This window comes from Zwartia vadi, from assembly GCF_030410375.1.
GTDB lineage: Bacteria > Pseudomonadota > Gammaproteobacteria > Burkholderiales > Burkholderiaceae_B > Zwartia > Zwartia vadi.
In genome coordinates this window covers 42,192-56,661 of sequence record NZ_JAUHHE010000018.1, presented here as the reverse complement: position 1 = coordinate 56,661, position 14,470 = coordinate 42,192, and the positions used below count along the sequence as shown (strand labels likewise).

General features: G+C 55.8%; 15 protein-coding genes. 2 read left to right on the top strand and 13 right to left on the bottom strand.

All coding sequences use genetic code 11. The features are described from left to right. Positions 1-68: 68 nt before the first annotated feature. On the top strand, positions 69-1,031 hold the full coding sequence (locus QWY27_RS14025) for a DUF4238 domain-containing protein (RefSeq protein WP_290199046.1): 963 nt from the start codon (positions 69-71) through the stop codon (positions 1,029-1,031). A 226-nt stretch (positions 1,032-1,257) separates the two neighbouring features. Here QWY27_RS14025 and QWY27_RS14020 read toward each other — a convergent pair whose 3' ends face one another. Together QWY27_RS14020 and QWY27_RS14015 are read right to left on the bottom strand one after the other, a co-directional pair. Next, on the bottom strand, positions 1,258-3,552 hold the full coding sequence (locus tag QWY27_RS14020) for an AAA family ATPase (RefSeq protein WP_290199045.1): 2,295 nt from the start codon (positions 3,550-3,552) through the stop codon (positions 1,258-1,260). Positions 3,553-4,241: 689 nt separating this feature from the next. Continuing rightward, positions 4,242-5,072, bottom strand: coding sequence for a DUF932 domain-containing protein (locus QWY27_RS14015; protein WP_290199044.1), 831 nt, complete (start codon positions 5,070-5,072; stop codon positions 4,242-4,244). A gap of 300 nt (positions 5,073-5,372) precedes the next feature. Here QWY27_RS14015 and QWY27_RS14010 point away from each other — a divergent pair, with 300 nt between their 5' ends. Beyond that, complete coding sequence (locus QWY27_RS14010) at positions 5,373-5,609, top strand: hypothetical protein (RefSeq protein ID WP_290199043.1); 237 nt, start codon at positions 5,373-5,375, stop codon at positions 5,607-5,609. 166 nt (positions 5,610-5,775) lie between these two features. Here the strand turns inward: QWY27_RS14010 and QWY27_RS14005 are convergent, their stop codons facing one another. The 11 genes from QWY27_RS14005 to QWY27_RS13955 all read right to left on the bottom strand — a co-directional run bounded on the left by QWY27_RS14005 (position 5,776) and on the right by QWY27_RS13955 (position 14,408). Next, positions 5,776-6,183 carry a DUF6573 family protein gene (locus QWY27_RS14005; protein ID WP_290199042.1) on the bottom strand — a complete coding sequence of 136 codons (408 nt, stop codon included), beginning with the start codon at positions 6,181-6,183 and terminating at the stop codon, positions 5,776-5,778. Positions 6,184-6,405: 222 nt separating this feature from the next. Next, positions 6,406-6,633: a DUF4357 domain-containing protein gene (locus tag QWY27_RS14000; protein WP_494338399.1), complete on the bottom strand. Its 228-nt coding sequence runs from the start codon at positions 6,631-6,633 to the stop codon at positions 6,406-6,408. 3 nt (positions 6,634-6,636) lie between these two features. Continuing rightward, entirely contained in the window at positions 6,637-6,954 is a 318-nt protein-coding gene (locus QWY27_RS13995) for a hypothetical protein (RefSeq protein ID WP_290199040.1), read from the bottom strand. Positions 6,955-6,960: 6 nt separating this feature from the next. Further along, positions 6,961-7,293, bottom strand: a complete 333-nt coding sequence (locus QWY27_RS13990; RefSeq protein WP_290199039.1) for a GIY-YIG nuclease family protein — start codon at positions 7,291-7,293, stop codon at positions 6,961-6,963. Positions 7,294-7,380: 87 nt separating this feature from the next. Then, positions 7,381-7,752: a type I restriction endonuclease subunit R, EcoR124 family gene (locus QWY27_RS13985; RefSeq protein ID WP_290199038.1), complete on the bottom strand. Its 372-nt coding sequence runs from the start codon at positions 7,750-7,752 to the stop codon at positions 7,381-7,383. Positions 7,753-7,821: 69 nt separating this feature from the next. Then, positions 7,822-9,135 carry a 5-methylcytosine restriction system specificity protein McrC gene (locus QWY27_RS13980; protein WP_290199037.1) on the bottom strand — a complete coding sequence of 438 codons (1,314 nt, stop codon included), beginning with the start codon at positions 9,133-9,135 and terminating at the stop codon, positions 7,822-7,824. Between the two features lie 3 nt (positions 9,136-9,138). Next, complete coding sequence (locus QWY27_RS13975) at positions 9,139-10,278, bottom strand: AAA family ATPase (protein WP_290199036.1); 1,140 nt, start codon at positions 10,276-10,278, stop codon at positions 9,139-9,141. Next, positions 10,268-10,861: a hypothetical protein gene (locus QWY27_RS13970; RefSeq protein WP_290199034.1), complete on the bottom strand. Its 594-nt coding sequence runs from the start codon at positions 10,859-10,861 to the stop codon at positions 10,268-10,270. Before QWY27_RS13970 ends, QWY27_RS13975 begins: the two co-directional genes overlap by 11 nt. Continuing rightward, the gene (locus QWY27_RS13965) at positions 10,854-13,085 is read right to left on the bottom strand and encodes an Eco57I restriction-modification methylase domain-containing protein (protein WP_290199033.1); all 2,232 of its coding nucleotides are present in this window, start codon (positions 13,083-13,085) and stop codon (positions 10,854-10,856) included. The genes QWY27_RS13970 and QWY27_RS13965 overlap by 8 nt, the downstream gene beginning before the upstream one ends. Then, a complete protein-coding gene (locus QWY27_RS13960) occupies positions 13,063-14,175 on the bottom strand; it encodes a DNA adenine methylase (protein WP_290199032.1) in 1,113 nt (370 codons plus the stop codon). Before QWY27_RS13960 ends, QWY27_RS13965 begins: the two co-directional genes overlap by 23 nt. Further along, positions 14,172-14,408: a hypothetical protein gene (locus tag QWY27_RS13955; protein ID WP_290199031.1), complete on the bottom strand. Its 237-nt coding sequence runs from the start codon at positions 14,406-14,408 to the stop codon at positions 14,172-14,174. Before QWY27_RS13955 ends, QWY27_RS13960 begins: the two co-directional genes overlap by 4 nt. Positions 14,409-14,470 lie beyond the last annotated feature (62 nt).

Sequence of the window (14,470 nt, the reverse complement as noted above, 5' to 3'; positions counted from 1 at the left end):
GCGTTGTCTTGTACGCAATCGGATTGGGGCTGCCTGATCCATCGTGAACACTTCTCCACTTGTTTTTAGTGGAGACATGTTCACTTAACCCCGACTCAGGGGCAACATGTGTTCGCCAGACGCTTACATTGGAAAGTGCGTACGGTGCAGCGATTCGTTCAATTCGTACCCCAGGTTATTCGTTTCAAGAAGATCACAAGACGTTGCTCCGTAGGTTTTGGCTATTTCAGCATCTCCGGACTGAGGCTGCATCGCGTCGCTCGGTAGTGATGGCAGCAGAGCTTCAAAATCTAGCTCAGATAAGCTCGGAAGCTTTCACACTCGACTTCAGCCAAGCAGTTCAAACCGCTATGCGAGTCTTTGCCGACGAGATGGAGGCTATCGACGGACTGAAGATTTGCCTAGTGCGCAATCGAACCAACCTGCCATTCGTCACTTCAGACGACCCGGCAGTCTTAACGAACCGATGGTATTTGGAGGACAGGAGAGCTACAGGCCAATCATTTGGCATGCAATCGTCAGGTGCCTTAGCGCTTCTGCCGCTTACTCCGAAGATACTCTGTGTTGCATATGACAGTGACGTATACAGTATCGAACATAATCAGGGGTGGGCGGAAACAAAGAGAGAGAACGACGTTCGAGCCTTCAATCAGCATCAACTCCTCAACTGCTTCGCCAACGTCTATTTACATGATGCAGCACATTCTTCGGAACTTTTCACCCAGTACGATATTGTCGCGACAATGCGCTTGCCCGCGCGTCATAGGTTTCACGTTGCGATCCGTGACAGAGCTGAAGGCGAGTACACACGCTACCGTGCTGTTACGCTGGAGGAGGCTCTTTCCGCCGGAGACGATACTCTTATCCACCCTCAGGCTCTGCACTACACACCGACGCTTTGGCCAGCTATCGTTCGGTGGCGATCGCCAGGTTCTGTGTTCACCAACGGCACTGGCGTGAAGTACGTCCGCCGAGAAATCGCAGCAACAATTCATAGTCACCGGCAATTTTGGCGTGAAGATGCAAGATGACCTCGAACGCATTGTTGGTCAGCTCGGCACAGGAATGTGGTGCTACGGTTGGATTTAGTCTAGCGATTGCAATCCCAGTTTTTGCCGGGTATTAGAATCGACTTAGCTAATTTTCGATCTTAGCCTTTGCCAGCCGTCGGTTATCGACCCAATGCCGACACTCAAGAGGTCGAGAGCAACAAATAGGGGCGAACACTGCCACTCTCGAACAGACGTTGTTCTGAGCCTACCGCCTGGTAAAAGCCAAGGTGCGCTGCGCGAAGTTGACGAGCGCCTGGTCATTGATGACCTGGATTGCCCACGCGGGGTTGCTGTCGTGGTGGAACTGGTTGGAGTAGTCCAGCAGCGCCCGAAGCTCCACGATGTCGGCCTCACTTAGGATCTGGCCCGGGGTGTTCACCCGTTGCTCGCAGATGCCGATGAACGGTCCGAGAAGTCCACCTGGCTGGAAGGTATTGGGGTAGGCAACGCGTGCGAATGCCTCAAGAATGGGACGCAAGGCTGCAGCGACCTGTCGTTCGACTGCCGGATTGGCGGCTTGCAGATATCCGGTCACGAGCTCGTGACGCCGATCATGCTCCGTGATGCAGTCCTGACGGACATCCCATGCGGCGAATGTCGAGCCCGCTGCTGCGCGAATCAGCCTGATGGCGGAGCGGTCCGATGTGTTCGCGCCCTCCCACAGGTTACATAAAAAAGGCTTTGAGTGCGAAAGCACAATCACCTGGGCAACTCGAGGAAGCATGCGGCGAATCTCCTGCACGGTAGTCAACGAACGGTGCTCGTCGAGGCTTGTCATGGGGTCGTCGATGACCACTATCTTCTGAGCGAGCTGCTGGTCTTGCTCCAATGATGCGAAGAAGAACGCCAACGCAAGTGCATTGCGATCCCCAGCGCTGAGTGTGTTGCGGAACGAAGGACCTGCATCGGCCGTGTGGGGCACCACTGCATTATTGATCAATACGTTATACGAGCAGGCTGATCCCCCTCGCGTATTGACTGAATCGACTTGGTCAAGGCGAAACCCGGCGTTAAAACGTCCGAGGTAGTCGTTGAGCACTATTTGATAAGCCGGAAAGATATTCTGCCGGTAGTTGTCCAAGGCGATGCGCGCTTGATCTCTCAAGTTTTCTGTTCTGGTCTTCGCTGCCTTTTCTTCTTCGTACGCCGCACATTGCGGAGCGACGTTTTCGGAGTAGCGCGCACGTGTGATTTTCAGCCGCGTTAGATCGGCTGTCAGATCAACGACATTGGCCTCGGCTGCGCGCTCCTTGACGAGTGCGATCTGGCCATTGCTGGCCGTCAAGGACTCGGAACAGGCAGTGACGGCCACCTTGACCGCCTCGTAGTTCGCGATAGCGGCCATTGCAGCCTCAGGCAGGATGCTGCCTTCCAATGGAGCGGCCTGCTTTGCGGTGAGCACTTCTGCTATTGCTTCCCGCGCTTCTCCCCATGCGCGCGTAAGCACCGTGATGTCGACAGTGATCTCGGGCACCTGCACGAAGGCGCCCCAAAAGTTGCGACGCTGTTCCGCTTCTCGTAGTGATCTTTCAAAGGTGAGCGCAGCAGGCGCGCCGTGAGTATCGTTCAGCTCTCGGACCTGCTGCTCCACGTCGCGCTTCAATTGATCGTAGGCCTCGCTGAAGTAAGCACGGTAGTGGCGCAATAGGGGCGAGTTAGCTAAATCTTGAGCACAGAAGGGGCAGATTTCGTGATCCATGCCAGTGGAAGCGGCAGCGATACTCTGCATGCCATCACTGACCCACGTGGCGCCTGCTCCACCGAGCTTGACTAGATGGGCCTGGACTCTGTGGGCAGCTTCCGCCTCAAGATCAGGCAGCGTCCGGGCTAGAAGCGCGTTGATAGCCTGGATGTCGAAGCTGGGCAGGTTGAGTGCGATAAACGTCGCAGCCTGCCGTACCGCATCGGCCGACCTTGCCGCAGCCAAGTCTCGCTCGCCATCCTGGATAGTGACGTCGATGTCGGCTAGCGCAGGCAAAGCGCAAAACGCATCGACCGCCATATTGCCGCGTGCCTCCACCGGTATCGCGTCGCCGAGTGCTCGTAAAGTCCGGTTGTGATCCTCGATACTAGCCACATGGCCTTTTAGAGCGGCATTCAGCGCAACACCCTGCTCGCCGAGGATCAGTTCGTGCAGGTTCTGCCGGTGTGACGTGCCGATCTCAATGCCTGCGCACACGTTCTGAGCGACAAAGTGATCATCGAAGACGGCGATGCCGGGCAGCGTACTTGACCAGACGGCATTCTGGAAAACCACTGGCGGACCCGCCCTCGGGGTCAAGACCAAGTGAGGAGGCTGCTGCGCCCCGAGGCGATGGCGCTCGGTGACGAGATGAGGGTTACCAGTGCCCGCTGATCTCAGAATGGAGGAGAGCGTCGTCTTGCCGCGGCCGTTCTCGGCATAGATCAGTACCAAGCGAGTCAGCGGGAACTGCGCCCCTTCACTTACGGAATCGAATTGCCCCACGTTTCGAAGCAACTTGATGCGATCAAGGCTCATGCTTGGCCCTCCGATCGCCCGATTGCGCCTATCATGCTCGCCTCCCTCGCTTTGTCGAGCGGGCTGCTATTGGCCCGCATTCTGGCTTATTCTAGACCGATGCGCAGAGCCGAGCATCGCTTATGGCATTTGTGCTCACTGACAGCTCTTGGCTGTTATCAGACCTTCAACAGTGCGCTTTGGAAAGAAACTTCGCTCTGGTCGTCAGTCCAGAGGCAGCTACATCCTCAATACTTATCCATTCGTTAATCAGCGGATCCTCAAGCCGTGACGAGAAAGTCTTCAAGTGCACCAACAGAGTATCCAACTGATGCCCAACCCAGGTCAGAATCGTCCCCTCGCACTCGCGCCCGGACTAGCTCGGATAACTTGCTTACACTGCAAACCACAACTGAGCCACAGGAAAGGCTAAACAAATCATCAAGGTAAACCATACCTCAGATTTGCTGAGGCCACAAACATCTGCATCAACAAATCGTCAGATCCTCGCCCTACCTAGGCTATCTCAACCCCACCGGGGTGCGTCATGTGTGACGCCTTTAAGGGATTAAACACGGTTTACGTTTCAGACCGACAAGGCGTCAGCAGGCACACTAGTGACTGCAAGGTCTGGATCCTGGGGCCCGGCATAGCCGGGCAACACTTGATTGCACCACCCATAAAAAAGAGGGGTTACCCCCTCACACGTATTACCCAGTTTTTAATTGCCGCATGCCATCAGCTAGTAACCACAAAGCCCGATTGAGTTTGATGTTTTGATCGATGCCTAGTACTGGCCGTGTCTTTTGACGACTGCCATTAGCGGTACGACCTGACAAACCACCCTTGGTCAGGTTTTCCTGTGTACGGTTAAAGACGCTCCAGAGGTCTGGCTTGGTGTCTTCGGCACGCCTCGATAACAGAATCTGGTTTTCTGTAACGGGTGCTGGCTTTTGTGGATCGTCATATTTCAGTGACAGCGCCGCACGCGCGAACACTTCCGCCTCGCCATCGTCCAGGGTGATTTCCTGCATCAGTTCGCGAGATTCCCTCGCATTGTCAAAGCCACTCAAAACCCTGTATGCGCCTTCGACTACCTGAGCAGTCACGTCCCCCTTGTGAGGCACTCTGACATCGGCCACCGTTTCACCGCAAACAAGCCCATTACTGCATACAAATCGAAACATGCCTGCCAGCATCTGGTAACTGCTGGTGCCGTCATGCGAATTAAGCAAAATAATCTCGTTGGCCTCGCCGCGATCATTGATCTGGCCAGCATGGCGCAAGCGGATCATATGTTTAGTGAAATCGCGCCGGTCTTCATTTCGTACCCGGGTCTGGGTAACCATAAAGGGCTGAAAACCTTCCTTGCGCAACTCATCCAACACAGCCACGGTCGGGATGTAACTGTATCGATGCGAACGGCTTTCATGTGGTGCGTCAGCAAAGATTGACGGGACCACCGCACGGATTTGATCATCGGTCAAAGGTGATGCACTGCGAAGTACTGGGGAACGCGAAGCGAAGCGTGATGCCAACATTTTTTACTCTCCTGTCGTAAATGGTTTATCTGTTCACTGCACACCGGATTCCAAGATTCGGAGCCCGTCCTTTCGGCGGTTCTGTGCAGTTGGCACGAGGAACCCGGCTGGCTTGGTTGCCACCGTCTTTCCTGAGTTCATCGCCCGCGACGGTCAGGAGCCCACGAACGTGGACCGTCAAGGAGATAAGCAGCAGGTAGGTGCGGCCCGCAGGCTTGCCGAGGACACGGCCTGATGCGCCTTGATGGCCCACGGCCACGGGCTACAGTCGGGGAATAGGTGATGAGATCGGGAAAGACAATGGCAACTGCCGCGACCCAAAGCTGTCGACTGCACGCAAGCAAAGCGCGCAGGCCCGGATCACTGTGCCGGGCCGAAGGCGTCAGGGATGGAAAAGGCCGGCAAATAGCCGGTCCCGTCAGGGATGAGCGAACAGCGAACCTGACACAGCCCAGTCCGCATAGCGGAGACGCTCAGGATAAGTTCAATTACGATCAAGCTCAGACAACACAATGCAAGCAGCACTTGGTGTCATGAACAAGTCACATCGGAAGTTCTCAAATATTCAACATGGAGAAGGGCCGCTACTCATGAAGCAGCATGATGCCATTCAAAAACGTGGCAATGATCATGATGCACAAATATCCAAACATCAAAACCCGGCGATCAGTGGTAGACCAACCGGGTTTTGAGCCCTGCTACGCTAGCATTCGCCGGGCAGCGAGATTGTGATGACGGGCTCGCCGGTATCACCCGGACCGATTTGCATGACCAGTGATCTACGACGCGGCTTTAGGCTTTTGCCGGTCACTGGCACACGGTAAAGATCAAACACCGTGCGTGACATGCCCTCACAGTTTCGAGCAGCGAGCATGGCCACATACACCACGGCCCGTAGCCGATCCTTTTCGTCTTGGAATGTCGCTTTACGATCGGCCGTGGCTTTTGACCACTCAACACAATCGGACCAGGCAGTTCTGGTCATGGCCACTGGTGCCTTGAAACCTGCTTTGACGGTAGCCTCGCTGATATCGACAAGCATCCCGTCCGCCATCGCCTGGCTGCGGGTATAGCAGTTGACCAGGTGATCTTCAATGGCGAAGAATTCCATTACAAACTCCTTAATGTTGTTGCTGTTTTGCTCCGGAGCTAATAGTTTTGACACACTGCAACATAAAAGTTCCTCAGTATTTTTCCTGAGAGAACATGCCAACCTGCCAACGGAATCTAACAATGCGAAGTTGTGCTCAATATCGACAAAATATTTCAGAGCACTTGGCCGAGGACGAACGGCCCGCAGAAACTTCATTTCTGGGTGGAATTGAGCACATAGTTACCTCAGCCCCTGTTCGGACACTGACGCCAATTCGGAACTGGCCTCGATATCTTTGAGTGATTTCCCGTCGACGTCTTTCCAAACTGCTGGACCCTGGGCACTGCCACCCATCACAATAGCCGCAGCAGCACTAGGGCTGGAGAATTCAACATCCTGGGCAAACACATAAAAGTTACCCTGCAATACTAGACTCCCAGCTTGGCACAACTTGTCGCGTAGCCTGATGATCTACTTACCACTGTTGTAGGTAGCTTTTTGATAATCCTTAACGACGCTGGACTCTTTGAACACCGTAAAGCCGTTGGCTGATCTGACCCCAGTCGCCTTTGCACCCTTACGTGCACAATAGAGGGCGTTGTGCAGATCAATCGTTGATGCCGCTACAATCGTAGGCGTCAAGAAATTACACCTCAAAACCGGCAACAGCTGGGCCACCCGCGACAGAAAGACCTCCATGTTGTGCAGATCCGATTCCGGCAGCTTGGAGCCGCCACCATTGCCATTGACCAACTTGCACTTACCCACATCCTGAGCAATTTCGATCAACCAGCCTTACAAGTAGCTCATATGTGCCTTGGTCAAGTTTTCGCCTTTGCTGAATACGGCAATGACCGAACTCCAAAACTCTTTCGACAGGTGCTGCTTCAGTCGGTAGGTCACCGATTCAGCTTCGCCGATGTAAAGTAGCGAAACGCCAGACTCTTCATCATCGCCAATCAGAAAATACACACCGGGGGTTTTGATATCCTCGCGTGACATTAAGTGCTTGGGCTCAGATCTAGGCGCCGCGACGGCCTTTCCAGACCAGTTAGAGATCTCTGCCGTGCGGATGCCTTGAGCGTTTCCGAAAGGAGGGAACAGTTTGATGGTGGCTGATTTGTTCATACTTATCCTTCAGACCTGCCCACCCACGCCCTTGAGCTTCTCCACAAAAGCGGCGATTTTCTGAAACATGCTCTGCTTTTTGGTCAGTTACTGCGGGTTCAACGGGCTCATTTTGGGCAAGACGGCATTGAGCTCGGTACCGCTGTCACTGGCAAACTCCCGCTTGAGCGAGGTGGTGATATAACGCCGTGTTGCCTCGGCATTCAGATTCTCGGCGCTGATCGGTTCCTGCGCCTCACGCTGCTGTTCCGCTTGGGCAAAGGTGAAGAAGGCTTCAATCACACCGGCTTTATCACCAATCTGGTCCAGATCGGTCTGATTGATGAAATCCACGAGCAAGCTCTCTTTGGCGCGGTTGCCCAGACTAGCGCGAATCACGCGATGCACTTCATCGACCAAATCTGCTTTGGTCTTGGACTTCTTGTTATGATCGAAGATCAGCTGCAGGATGTAGTCCAAGTTAATTTTAAAATCAACAACTTACAGTTTAATTATTTACTGACACCATGAAAAATACCAGTCAAAAATTTAATACTGCTCGGGATGGCAAGACCGAAGACCGGCGCTGAAATTCGACGAGAACGCCCGCAATCCACCGACTTTTGACACGCCACGGCACTCGATCTGGAGCCCCAAGATCTGCACAGCGTCCACTTGAATCCTTTCAAAGACCGTGCAGGTGCCCACAGATTGTGGATAGTCTCCTGGCTGCGCAGGATAGGCTAGCGCCACCAAGTTGCATTCGGTAGCTTTCGAGAATGCCAAGGCCTCGTAGATGTCTGCCTCACTGATGCGAAGCTGCCCCTTCTCCACGTGGCCCTTGTACTTGGCATCCAGCAGCATCCTTGGGCGTGTGCCTTCGGGCTCAATTACGCAGTCTGGATACACCGAAAGCTTGCTCACAGCACCCGTGCTGATCTTGGTCTTGGTTCCCAAGGGGAAGCCTCGTTGAGGCACTACTGCATTGCGACCAAAGCCCAATCGAGCAGCAACCGTCAACAGGTCTTCCCACACTCGCCACGTATCAACCAAGTAGCCCGGTGCATGCGCCTGGCCCTGCTTGTAGTTGAGGCCCAAGCCTCCAAGCACATCAATGGAGAGATCATGCAGTGGCCTCCACGCTCTGTGTCGTGCAGGAATGGGTTTGCGACGATTGGCAGGGGTGTTTTGGGGCGAGAGGTCTTCGATCAAGCGCACCAAGGAACTTGCAGCCGACGGGTCGCTCACCTCAGGCAGTAGCTCCTTGGCCGCAGCCACGATGTCCCCGTTCCAACCGTTCTTCCGATCAAAGCTGATGAGCTCTTGCTCAAAGCCATCGGGAGACGGAAAGATGAGGTCCACCGGGTCGGGGTCCCCATCAATGAAAAAGTCTGCCTCGCGTACTCTGCGGTAGCTGCGCAGTGGGCGCCGCTTTCGTGCCTCGTACATGCTCGTGATGGAACGCGCCACCAACGTGGAAAGGTCCCGTGGTGTGCCTCCTGAGGCCGAGAGTCGTTCAGAGGCCAATAGGCGCCCATGCCTTGAAAGCGTGGAGAGAAAAAAGAAGTCCTCGCGCCACGCAGCATCGGCGTCATCGAGTCCCAAGAACTTGGGCGCGACTTCCAATTCCAGTGAAGGCGCCATGCGAATGAGGCCCGCAAAGTCGATGGCCCGTGTGCCCTTGGCATCCACACTGATGGGGTTGTAGTTGAGCCGGAGGCTCGATGCAACACGACTCCCAGCCTCCATCAACAGGCTGTTGGCCTTCGTGAGATCTACCCCAATGGCGTCAACAATCTGACGGCTCAGGTCTACGGGTACACCGTACTCAACAAGGGACAGCCGTGTTCGGGTGTGCACCACGCGCTACCCCCGAGGATTGGCAAATGCCCGCAGTGCTACGTAAATGTCGCCCTCAGCAAAATTCGTGGGGCCTTCAAGACGAAACCGCAGGTCATCGGCAAAGGTCGTCTCGGTGAGCTTGAACGGATTGAAAGCTGGGCCATCAAGTGCATTGAGGGTAGCAGCAATGCCACGGGTGTCCCCGAAGAAAACTTCTTCCACGTGCGCTCGCACCTTAGCCCAACCCACGCACAGGGTGCCAAGAGCCTCAGGAAGTGCCAGCGTTTGGGGCTTCACATCCGACATCAACACGCCATGCCCGATCTGGAACTCGGGGCCACGCCCCAAAGCAATTTGGGCATTAACTGCCACCCATGCACGAACCGACGCCTCCAAGGCATCACCCACGTTGGCCGGCACATCAGGCAGTGGATTAGCGCCCTTGGCGCCAAGCCCATAAAAGGCTCGCAGCGCTGCTTCATCGGGCTCCAAACGCAGAGGCTCCCAACGGCGCAAGAACGCCACATCCAAAGGCTCCACCGACGCATCCGCTTGGTTCATCGCCGCCAGGATGTAGAGGTCATGGGGCAACGCGTACTCAATCACTTCGCCAGAGGCAGGATCGAGCATTTCAAAGAACTGCGTTTCGGCGCGCTTGGACCCATCAGAGGCCAGACGTTTGTCGGACTCAATGGCCACAATGGCACCACCAAAGACCTGCACTGCTGGCCCTCGGTTGATCTCATCGATGATCAAGAGGGCTGCGCCATTTGCGCCCTTCGCATGCTCACTGGCACGGTACAGCGTGCCCTTCACGATGGAGAAGTCTGGGTCTCCCGCTGCCTTGTTGACTGCCGGAGTGATACCCGACACGAAATCGCGGTACTTGGAGTTTTGGTGGAAGACTGTGCGAAAGATTTTGCGGTCCATCTTCGTGGGCGCAGGAATATCTTTGACAGCACCAGCGGCAGGTGGGATCGGGATGCCACCCACGGGATTGAGCTTTGGCGCTCCACCTGCTGGAGCAAGTCCAAAAGCCGTTTCAAACGCGAGTGCAACCTCAGCCAGAAGCGTCGACTTACCCGTACCGGGCGCGCCAGACACCAGCACGTTGCGCGAACGCGCGAGCAGCTTTAATACCTGTTTGCAGTCTTCACTTGCCATTGCAGTACCTACCCTCGTTGGTGAAGTCTCGGTAGCCAATGACTGCTTGATTTACAGGCCGAGCAGCATCCAAGCAATCCAAAAGCTCTTTGGCCACCACGGGATGCCAAGCATTGGGAGTACGCAACGATTTCTCTTCGGCATAGTGTGGCCACAGTGAATCATCGTCGAGTTGGATAAGCAAAAGCAGAACGCGATTTCCAGCGCCAATCTTCACGTGGCTTGCATCAAAACACGGGTACTCATGCACACGTGCAATACGCCCTTCCGAAGGGCGCACATCAGTGGGCGGCTCAAAGTACGCGTCTTTGCTATGTGTGTTGCCTTGGGCATCGCGCCAAGAGAACGCCCCTTTGAACACGTCGATCATCACGTTCTGACCGCCACGCTTACGGGCTTCTTTGACCGTCTGCGGGAACATTGGGCGAATCACAGGCAAGAGGGTCTTGTAGGAGCCGAATCGGAAATCTCGAGCTCCACCGCCAGTGTCGGCATCATTGGACTTCGCTCGAAGCTTTCGCAAATCCCCCTCTACAAGCTCTTTGTAGAAGATGCGGGCCACTTGCCCTGCCTGGTTAGCCATGATTTTGGGTTCCTTCTTCTTCGATTTCTTCGCCCCCAAGGGCGAGCTCTGAGGGCACATAAGCCATTGCCCCCAATGCACGTGCCGCCACCGCACGGCGTGACCAAACTGTAGACCGACTTCCTGTGCGTTTTGCCATAGCGGCCAAAACAGTGTCTCGGGTAATCGTGGACTTAGCCTCTCCCGGCAGTCCCAATTGGCCCCGATCCAAAATCGGGAAGTCTTGAAGCGCCAGTTCCATGTCCTTTAAATCGAGCCCGTAGGCCACGGCCACTTCGGCATCAATTTCCCCCCGAAGCTGCGCCATGCGCTCGTAGGTTTCACGGGTAGCCCCAGCGCCATCGAGTGTGCGCAGCTCGCGTGCAGCGCTCACCAGCTTCTTCCACGGCAAGCCCTCTTTGGCCAGCTTTGGCATGGGCACGCTTTGCAGCAGGAAGTAGTTCACCGTGGTGGTGAGCACGCGCCGAAGCATCCAGTCAAAAGCAAAGCTGTTGGCGATGGACACCCACACCAGCAACCGCTCTTCCGAGGGGTCATCGGGAAATAGGATCGTGGGTACTTTGTTGCCACAGACCACCCCAGCTGGAATCAACGAGGCCATGAGCGAGCGCTCATTGGTTTGACCTGCAATATCGCAAAAGCCCACGCGCAGCACATCCGCACGGTGCTGGTTTGCACGGGGCATGTCGCTAGGGAGAATCCAAAACTGAGGCGAGAGGCGCGAGCCTCCGATGGGGAAGGTTTCCCACAATGCGCTGCGGCCGGTGCCAGAAACGTGGCCTTTCACACCAAAGCGATGTGCCTGCACCATGCGCCCTTCCACCAACGGTAGAGCGCTTGGGGTGGCGCGACTCAGGAACTTGGGGCGCTCCTTGGTCATATCGACTTCACGGCAGAACTTCGGAGTCCAGCCAAAGCCCGGCTCTTCCCAAGACACACCGGCTTCAGCGATCTTCGAGAAAAGCTTCCACTCGGCAACGCTACGGACCTCAGGAAGGCTCAAATCGTCCCGAACTGCCGCAAGTGCTGCACGTCCAATGATCGCGGTGCCCGTCGTCTCCAACCCAGTGGGAGTGCCCCGTTCGTGCAAGAGCGTGATGGGCTCACGCTTGCTCTTTTCAGAGCCCGCTTTGGTGAGGACCACAGCCAGAAATTTAAAACGCGTGTCGATGGCAAAGAACCGAGCACGGTTGTCGATGATCGAGAGCGACACGCTTTGGCTGGCGCCAAAAATCTTTTTCCGCATGACCTGAGTGCCTTGCGAACGAATGAGGCCACCGGGGATCAGCGCAGCCACAACCCCCTGCCCTTTGCAAAGTTCAAAAAAGAGGTCCGTGAAAGCGATGTAGAGGTCTGGCTCACCATTGCCCAAATCTGGGTAGCGCGCCAAGAGGCGCCGAGAATAGTTGGAAACCTCATCGCGCTGCTGGGCAAATCGCTCTTCATCAAGCCCATAAATCTGTGCTCCGTAGTGACGCTTGGTGCCTGAGGACTTCAAAAACTCATGCCGTGAGAGCTTGACCTTCTCCCATGGGGGGTTGCCGATCACCGCATCAAAGCCCTCGGGGGCCATCGCAGCCCAGACCTTGCGATCAGCCATCAAGCTATCGCCACAGTGCCAACGCGCACGCATGGCTTTGAGAGCCGATACATCGTCGGTAAAGGAGGCCAGTGCCAGCAGTGCTGCGCGCAGTGAATTGGCCGAAAGGTCCGCTGCACACACGCCATGAGCCAGCCAATGAGCAGTCTTGGCTCGGTCCCTGCCACACACCGCATGGGTCAGTGCTGCAAGCAAAATTCCCGCACCACTTGCCGGATCAATCACCCGGCTCTTGTGGGTGAGCTTTGGGGCTGCAAGCTGTGCCAACCGCGTGGCCAATCGAAAGTCTGTGTGATACGCGCCCGTGCTCTTTCGGTCCTGTTCATGTAGGGCTTCGCGTGCCAAGGCACTCAGCGCCAATGCAGGATGAATCGGTGAGCGCTCGATGGCACTCGCCACAGGTGCAGCAAACTCCAAAAGCTCTGCTGCAGAGCTCTTGCTTTTAGTTCCAAACGCCTCATGAAACGCTGCCAGGTCGAACCCACCAAAGCGCGCTGATACCGCCTCCAACACTTGAAGACGAAGCTCAAAGCTCGCTGGCCCATGACCTCCACCCACAGCCCTTGTGAGGGCTACTTCTGCTGGGGACAGGTACTCCGCTTCAACGGGACGCGGTGCACTCATGCAAGCTCTCCACAAGGATGCGTTTGGTCGCTTTGACGGCCTTTGGTTGGGTCTTGGGAAGCTGCGCTATGGAGCGCTCCACCACCACCAAAAACTCGTCCACGTCAGACGCTGTGCTGCTGGCAACCTTGTTTGGTCGATAGCGGCCAATAGCCCCTAGCGGGTGCATCGTGGACTTGCCAATCTTCGAGAGCTCTGCCTTCATGTCTGGCATGCTGATGTGCCCTTCACTGCTGTAAGAGAGCAGCACCTTTTGAGCCTTCAAGCCACTGACCAAACGCGAAAGTGTTCTGAGCGCTCGGGTCTTGTAGCAAAAGTCCGAAGCAAGGCCTTTCCAAGGACGCAGCCCTGCAACGCCCTCAACCTCAGGCTCATCACCCAGAGCTACGGTTTCAAGAATGTGGTAGTAACTTGCGTATTGGCGCTTGGTGTAAGGAGGGTCCAGGTACACCAAGTCTTCTGCGGCATTGGGCACGTCAAACACATCCCCTACTGCAGCCTCCACGCGCACACCACTGGATTTGAGCTCGCGGCAACGCATCGCAATCTTGTCTTGCGATTGGCTGGTCCACTTGGAGAGGAAGCAGCCAAAGGTGCCGGCAATGTTGGCCACACGATTGAGCGCTCCAAAGAGGTCTGCAATAAGCAGGCGCTCTTCCATTTCTTCAATGGTTCCGGCCTCCACCCACTCTCCAATCAATGCACGCATAGCGTCGATACGCGCTGCGTTCTCTTGGGTGAAGTAGCGCCGTTCAAGACCACAAATGTCCATCGATGCGGGGCTGTACTCGCGCCACATGAAGCCGTGCTTCGGCTTGGCAGCATTGAGCTTGGCGATGGCCTTGGCGTAGCCCCCGAGCTTCTTGAATGCCGCTTGCTCAGTGCTGATCAGACGTGCTCCTGCGGAAATCACCGCAGAGTGCAAGCTGTCGTTGATGCGCACGTTCCAGCCGAGGTCAGCGGCAGCTTCAGCCACCACTCCCGTGCCGCAGAAGGCATCCACAAAGAAGGCACCCTGTTTTGGGTGCCCCATGTAGGCCGTGATCTGATCGATGAGCCGAGACTTCGAGCCGATGTAGCGGAAGGTCATGCCGCAGCTCCCTCGTGCGCCCTGCGGTCAGCACGCGGCCGCTTGTGAGCAGGAGGGGTAGCATTTGGGCCAGGGGGCACGATACCCTTGCGGTCGCAGTAGTCACCCAACAGCACTTCCAGCATGTTCACCATGCTGCGTTGCTCGTGGCCTGCCGCCTCCTTCAAGGCCTGCTTGAAAGTCGGGGAGACTCGTAGATTCAAAGTCTCGCTTTTATTGTCTGTGAATCGCATACGTGCCCCGCGGTTGTCTGTGCAATCGCGTTATATTATCCCGAAAACACCATGCTGGGGAT

Excerpts from the sequence above, each read along its gene's own strand:
- QWY27_RS13990 (WP_290199039.1), bottom strand. The coding sequence starts at position 7,293 with ATGAACAAATCAGCCACCATCAAACTGTTCCCTCCTTTCGGAAACGCT.
- QWY27_RS13960 (WP_290199032.1), bottom strand. The coding sequence starts at position 14,175 with ATGACCTTCCGCTACATCGGCTCGAAGTCTCGGCTCATCGATCAGATC.
- QWY27_RS14005 (WP_290199042.1), bottom strand. The coding sequence starts at position 6,183 with ATGGAATTCTTCGCCATTGAAGATCACCTGGTCAACTGCTATACCCGC.
- QWY27_RS13955 (WP_290199031.1), bottom strand. The coding sequence starts at position 14,408 with ATGCGATTCACAGACAATAAAAGCGAGACTTTGAATCTACGAGTCTCC.
- QWY27_RS14020 (WP_290199045.1), bottom strand. The coding sequence starts at position 3,552 with ATGAGCCTTGATCGCATCAAGTTGCTTCGAAACGTGGGGCAATTCGAT.
- QWY27_RS14010 (WP_290199043.1), top strand. The coding sequence starts at position 5,373 with ATGGCAACTGCCGCGACCCAAAGCTGTCGACTGCACGCAAGCAAAGCG.
- QWY27_RS14015 (WP_290199044.1), bottom strand. The coding sequence starts at position 5,072 with ATGTTGGCATCACGCTTCGCTTCGCGTTCCCCAGTACTTCGCAGTGCA.
- QWY27_RS13975 (WP_290199036.1), bottom strand. The coding sequence starts at position 10,278 with ATGGCAAGTGAAGACTGCAAACAGGTATTAAAGCTGCTCGCGCGTTCG.
- QWY27_RS13965 (WP_290199033.1), bottom strand. The coding sequence starts at position 13,085 with ATGAGTGCACCGCGTCCCGTTGAAGCGGAGTACCTGTCCCCAGCAGAA.
- QWY27_RS13970 (WP_290199034.1), bottom strand. The coding sequence starts at position 10,861 with ATGGCTAACCAGGCAGGGCAAGTGGCCCGCATCTTCTACAAAGAGCTT.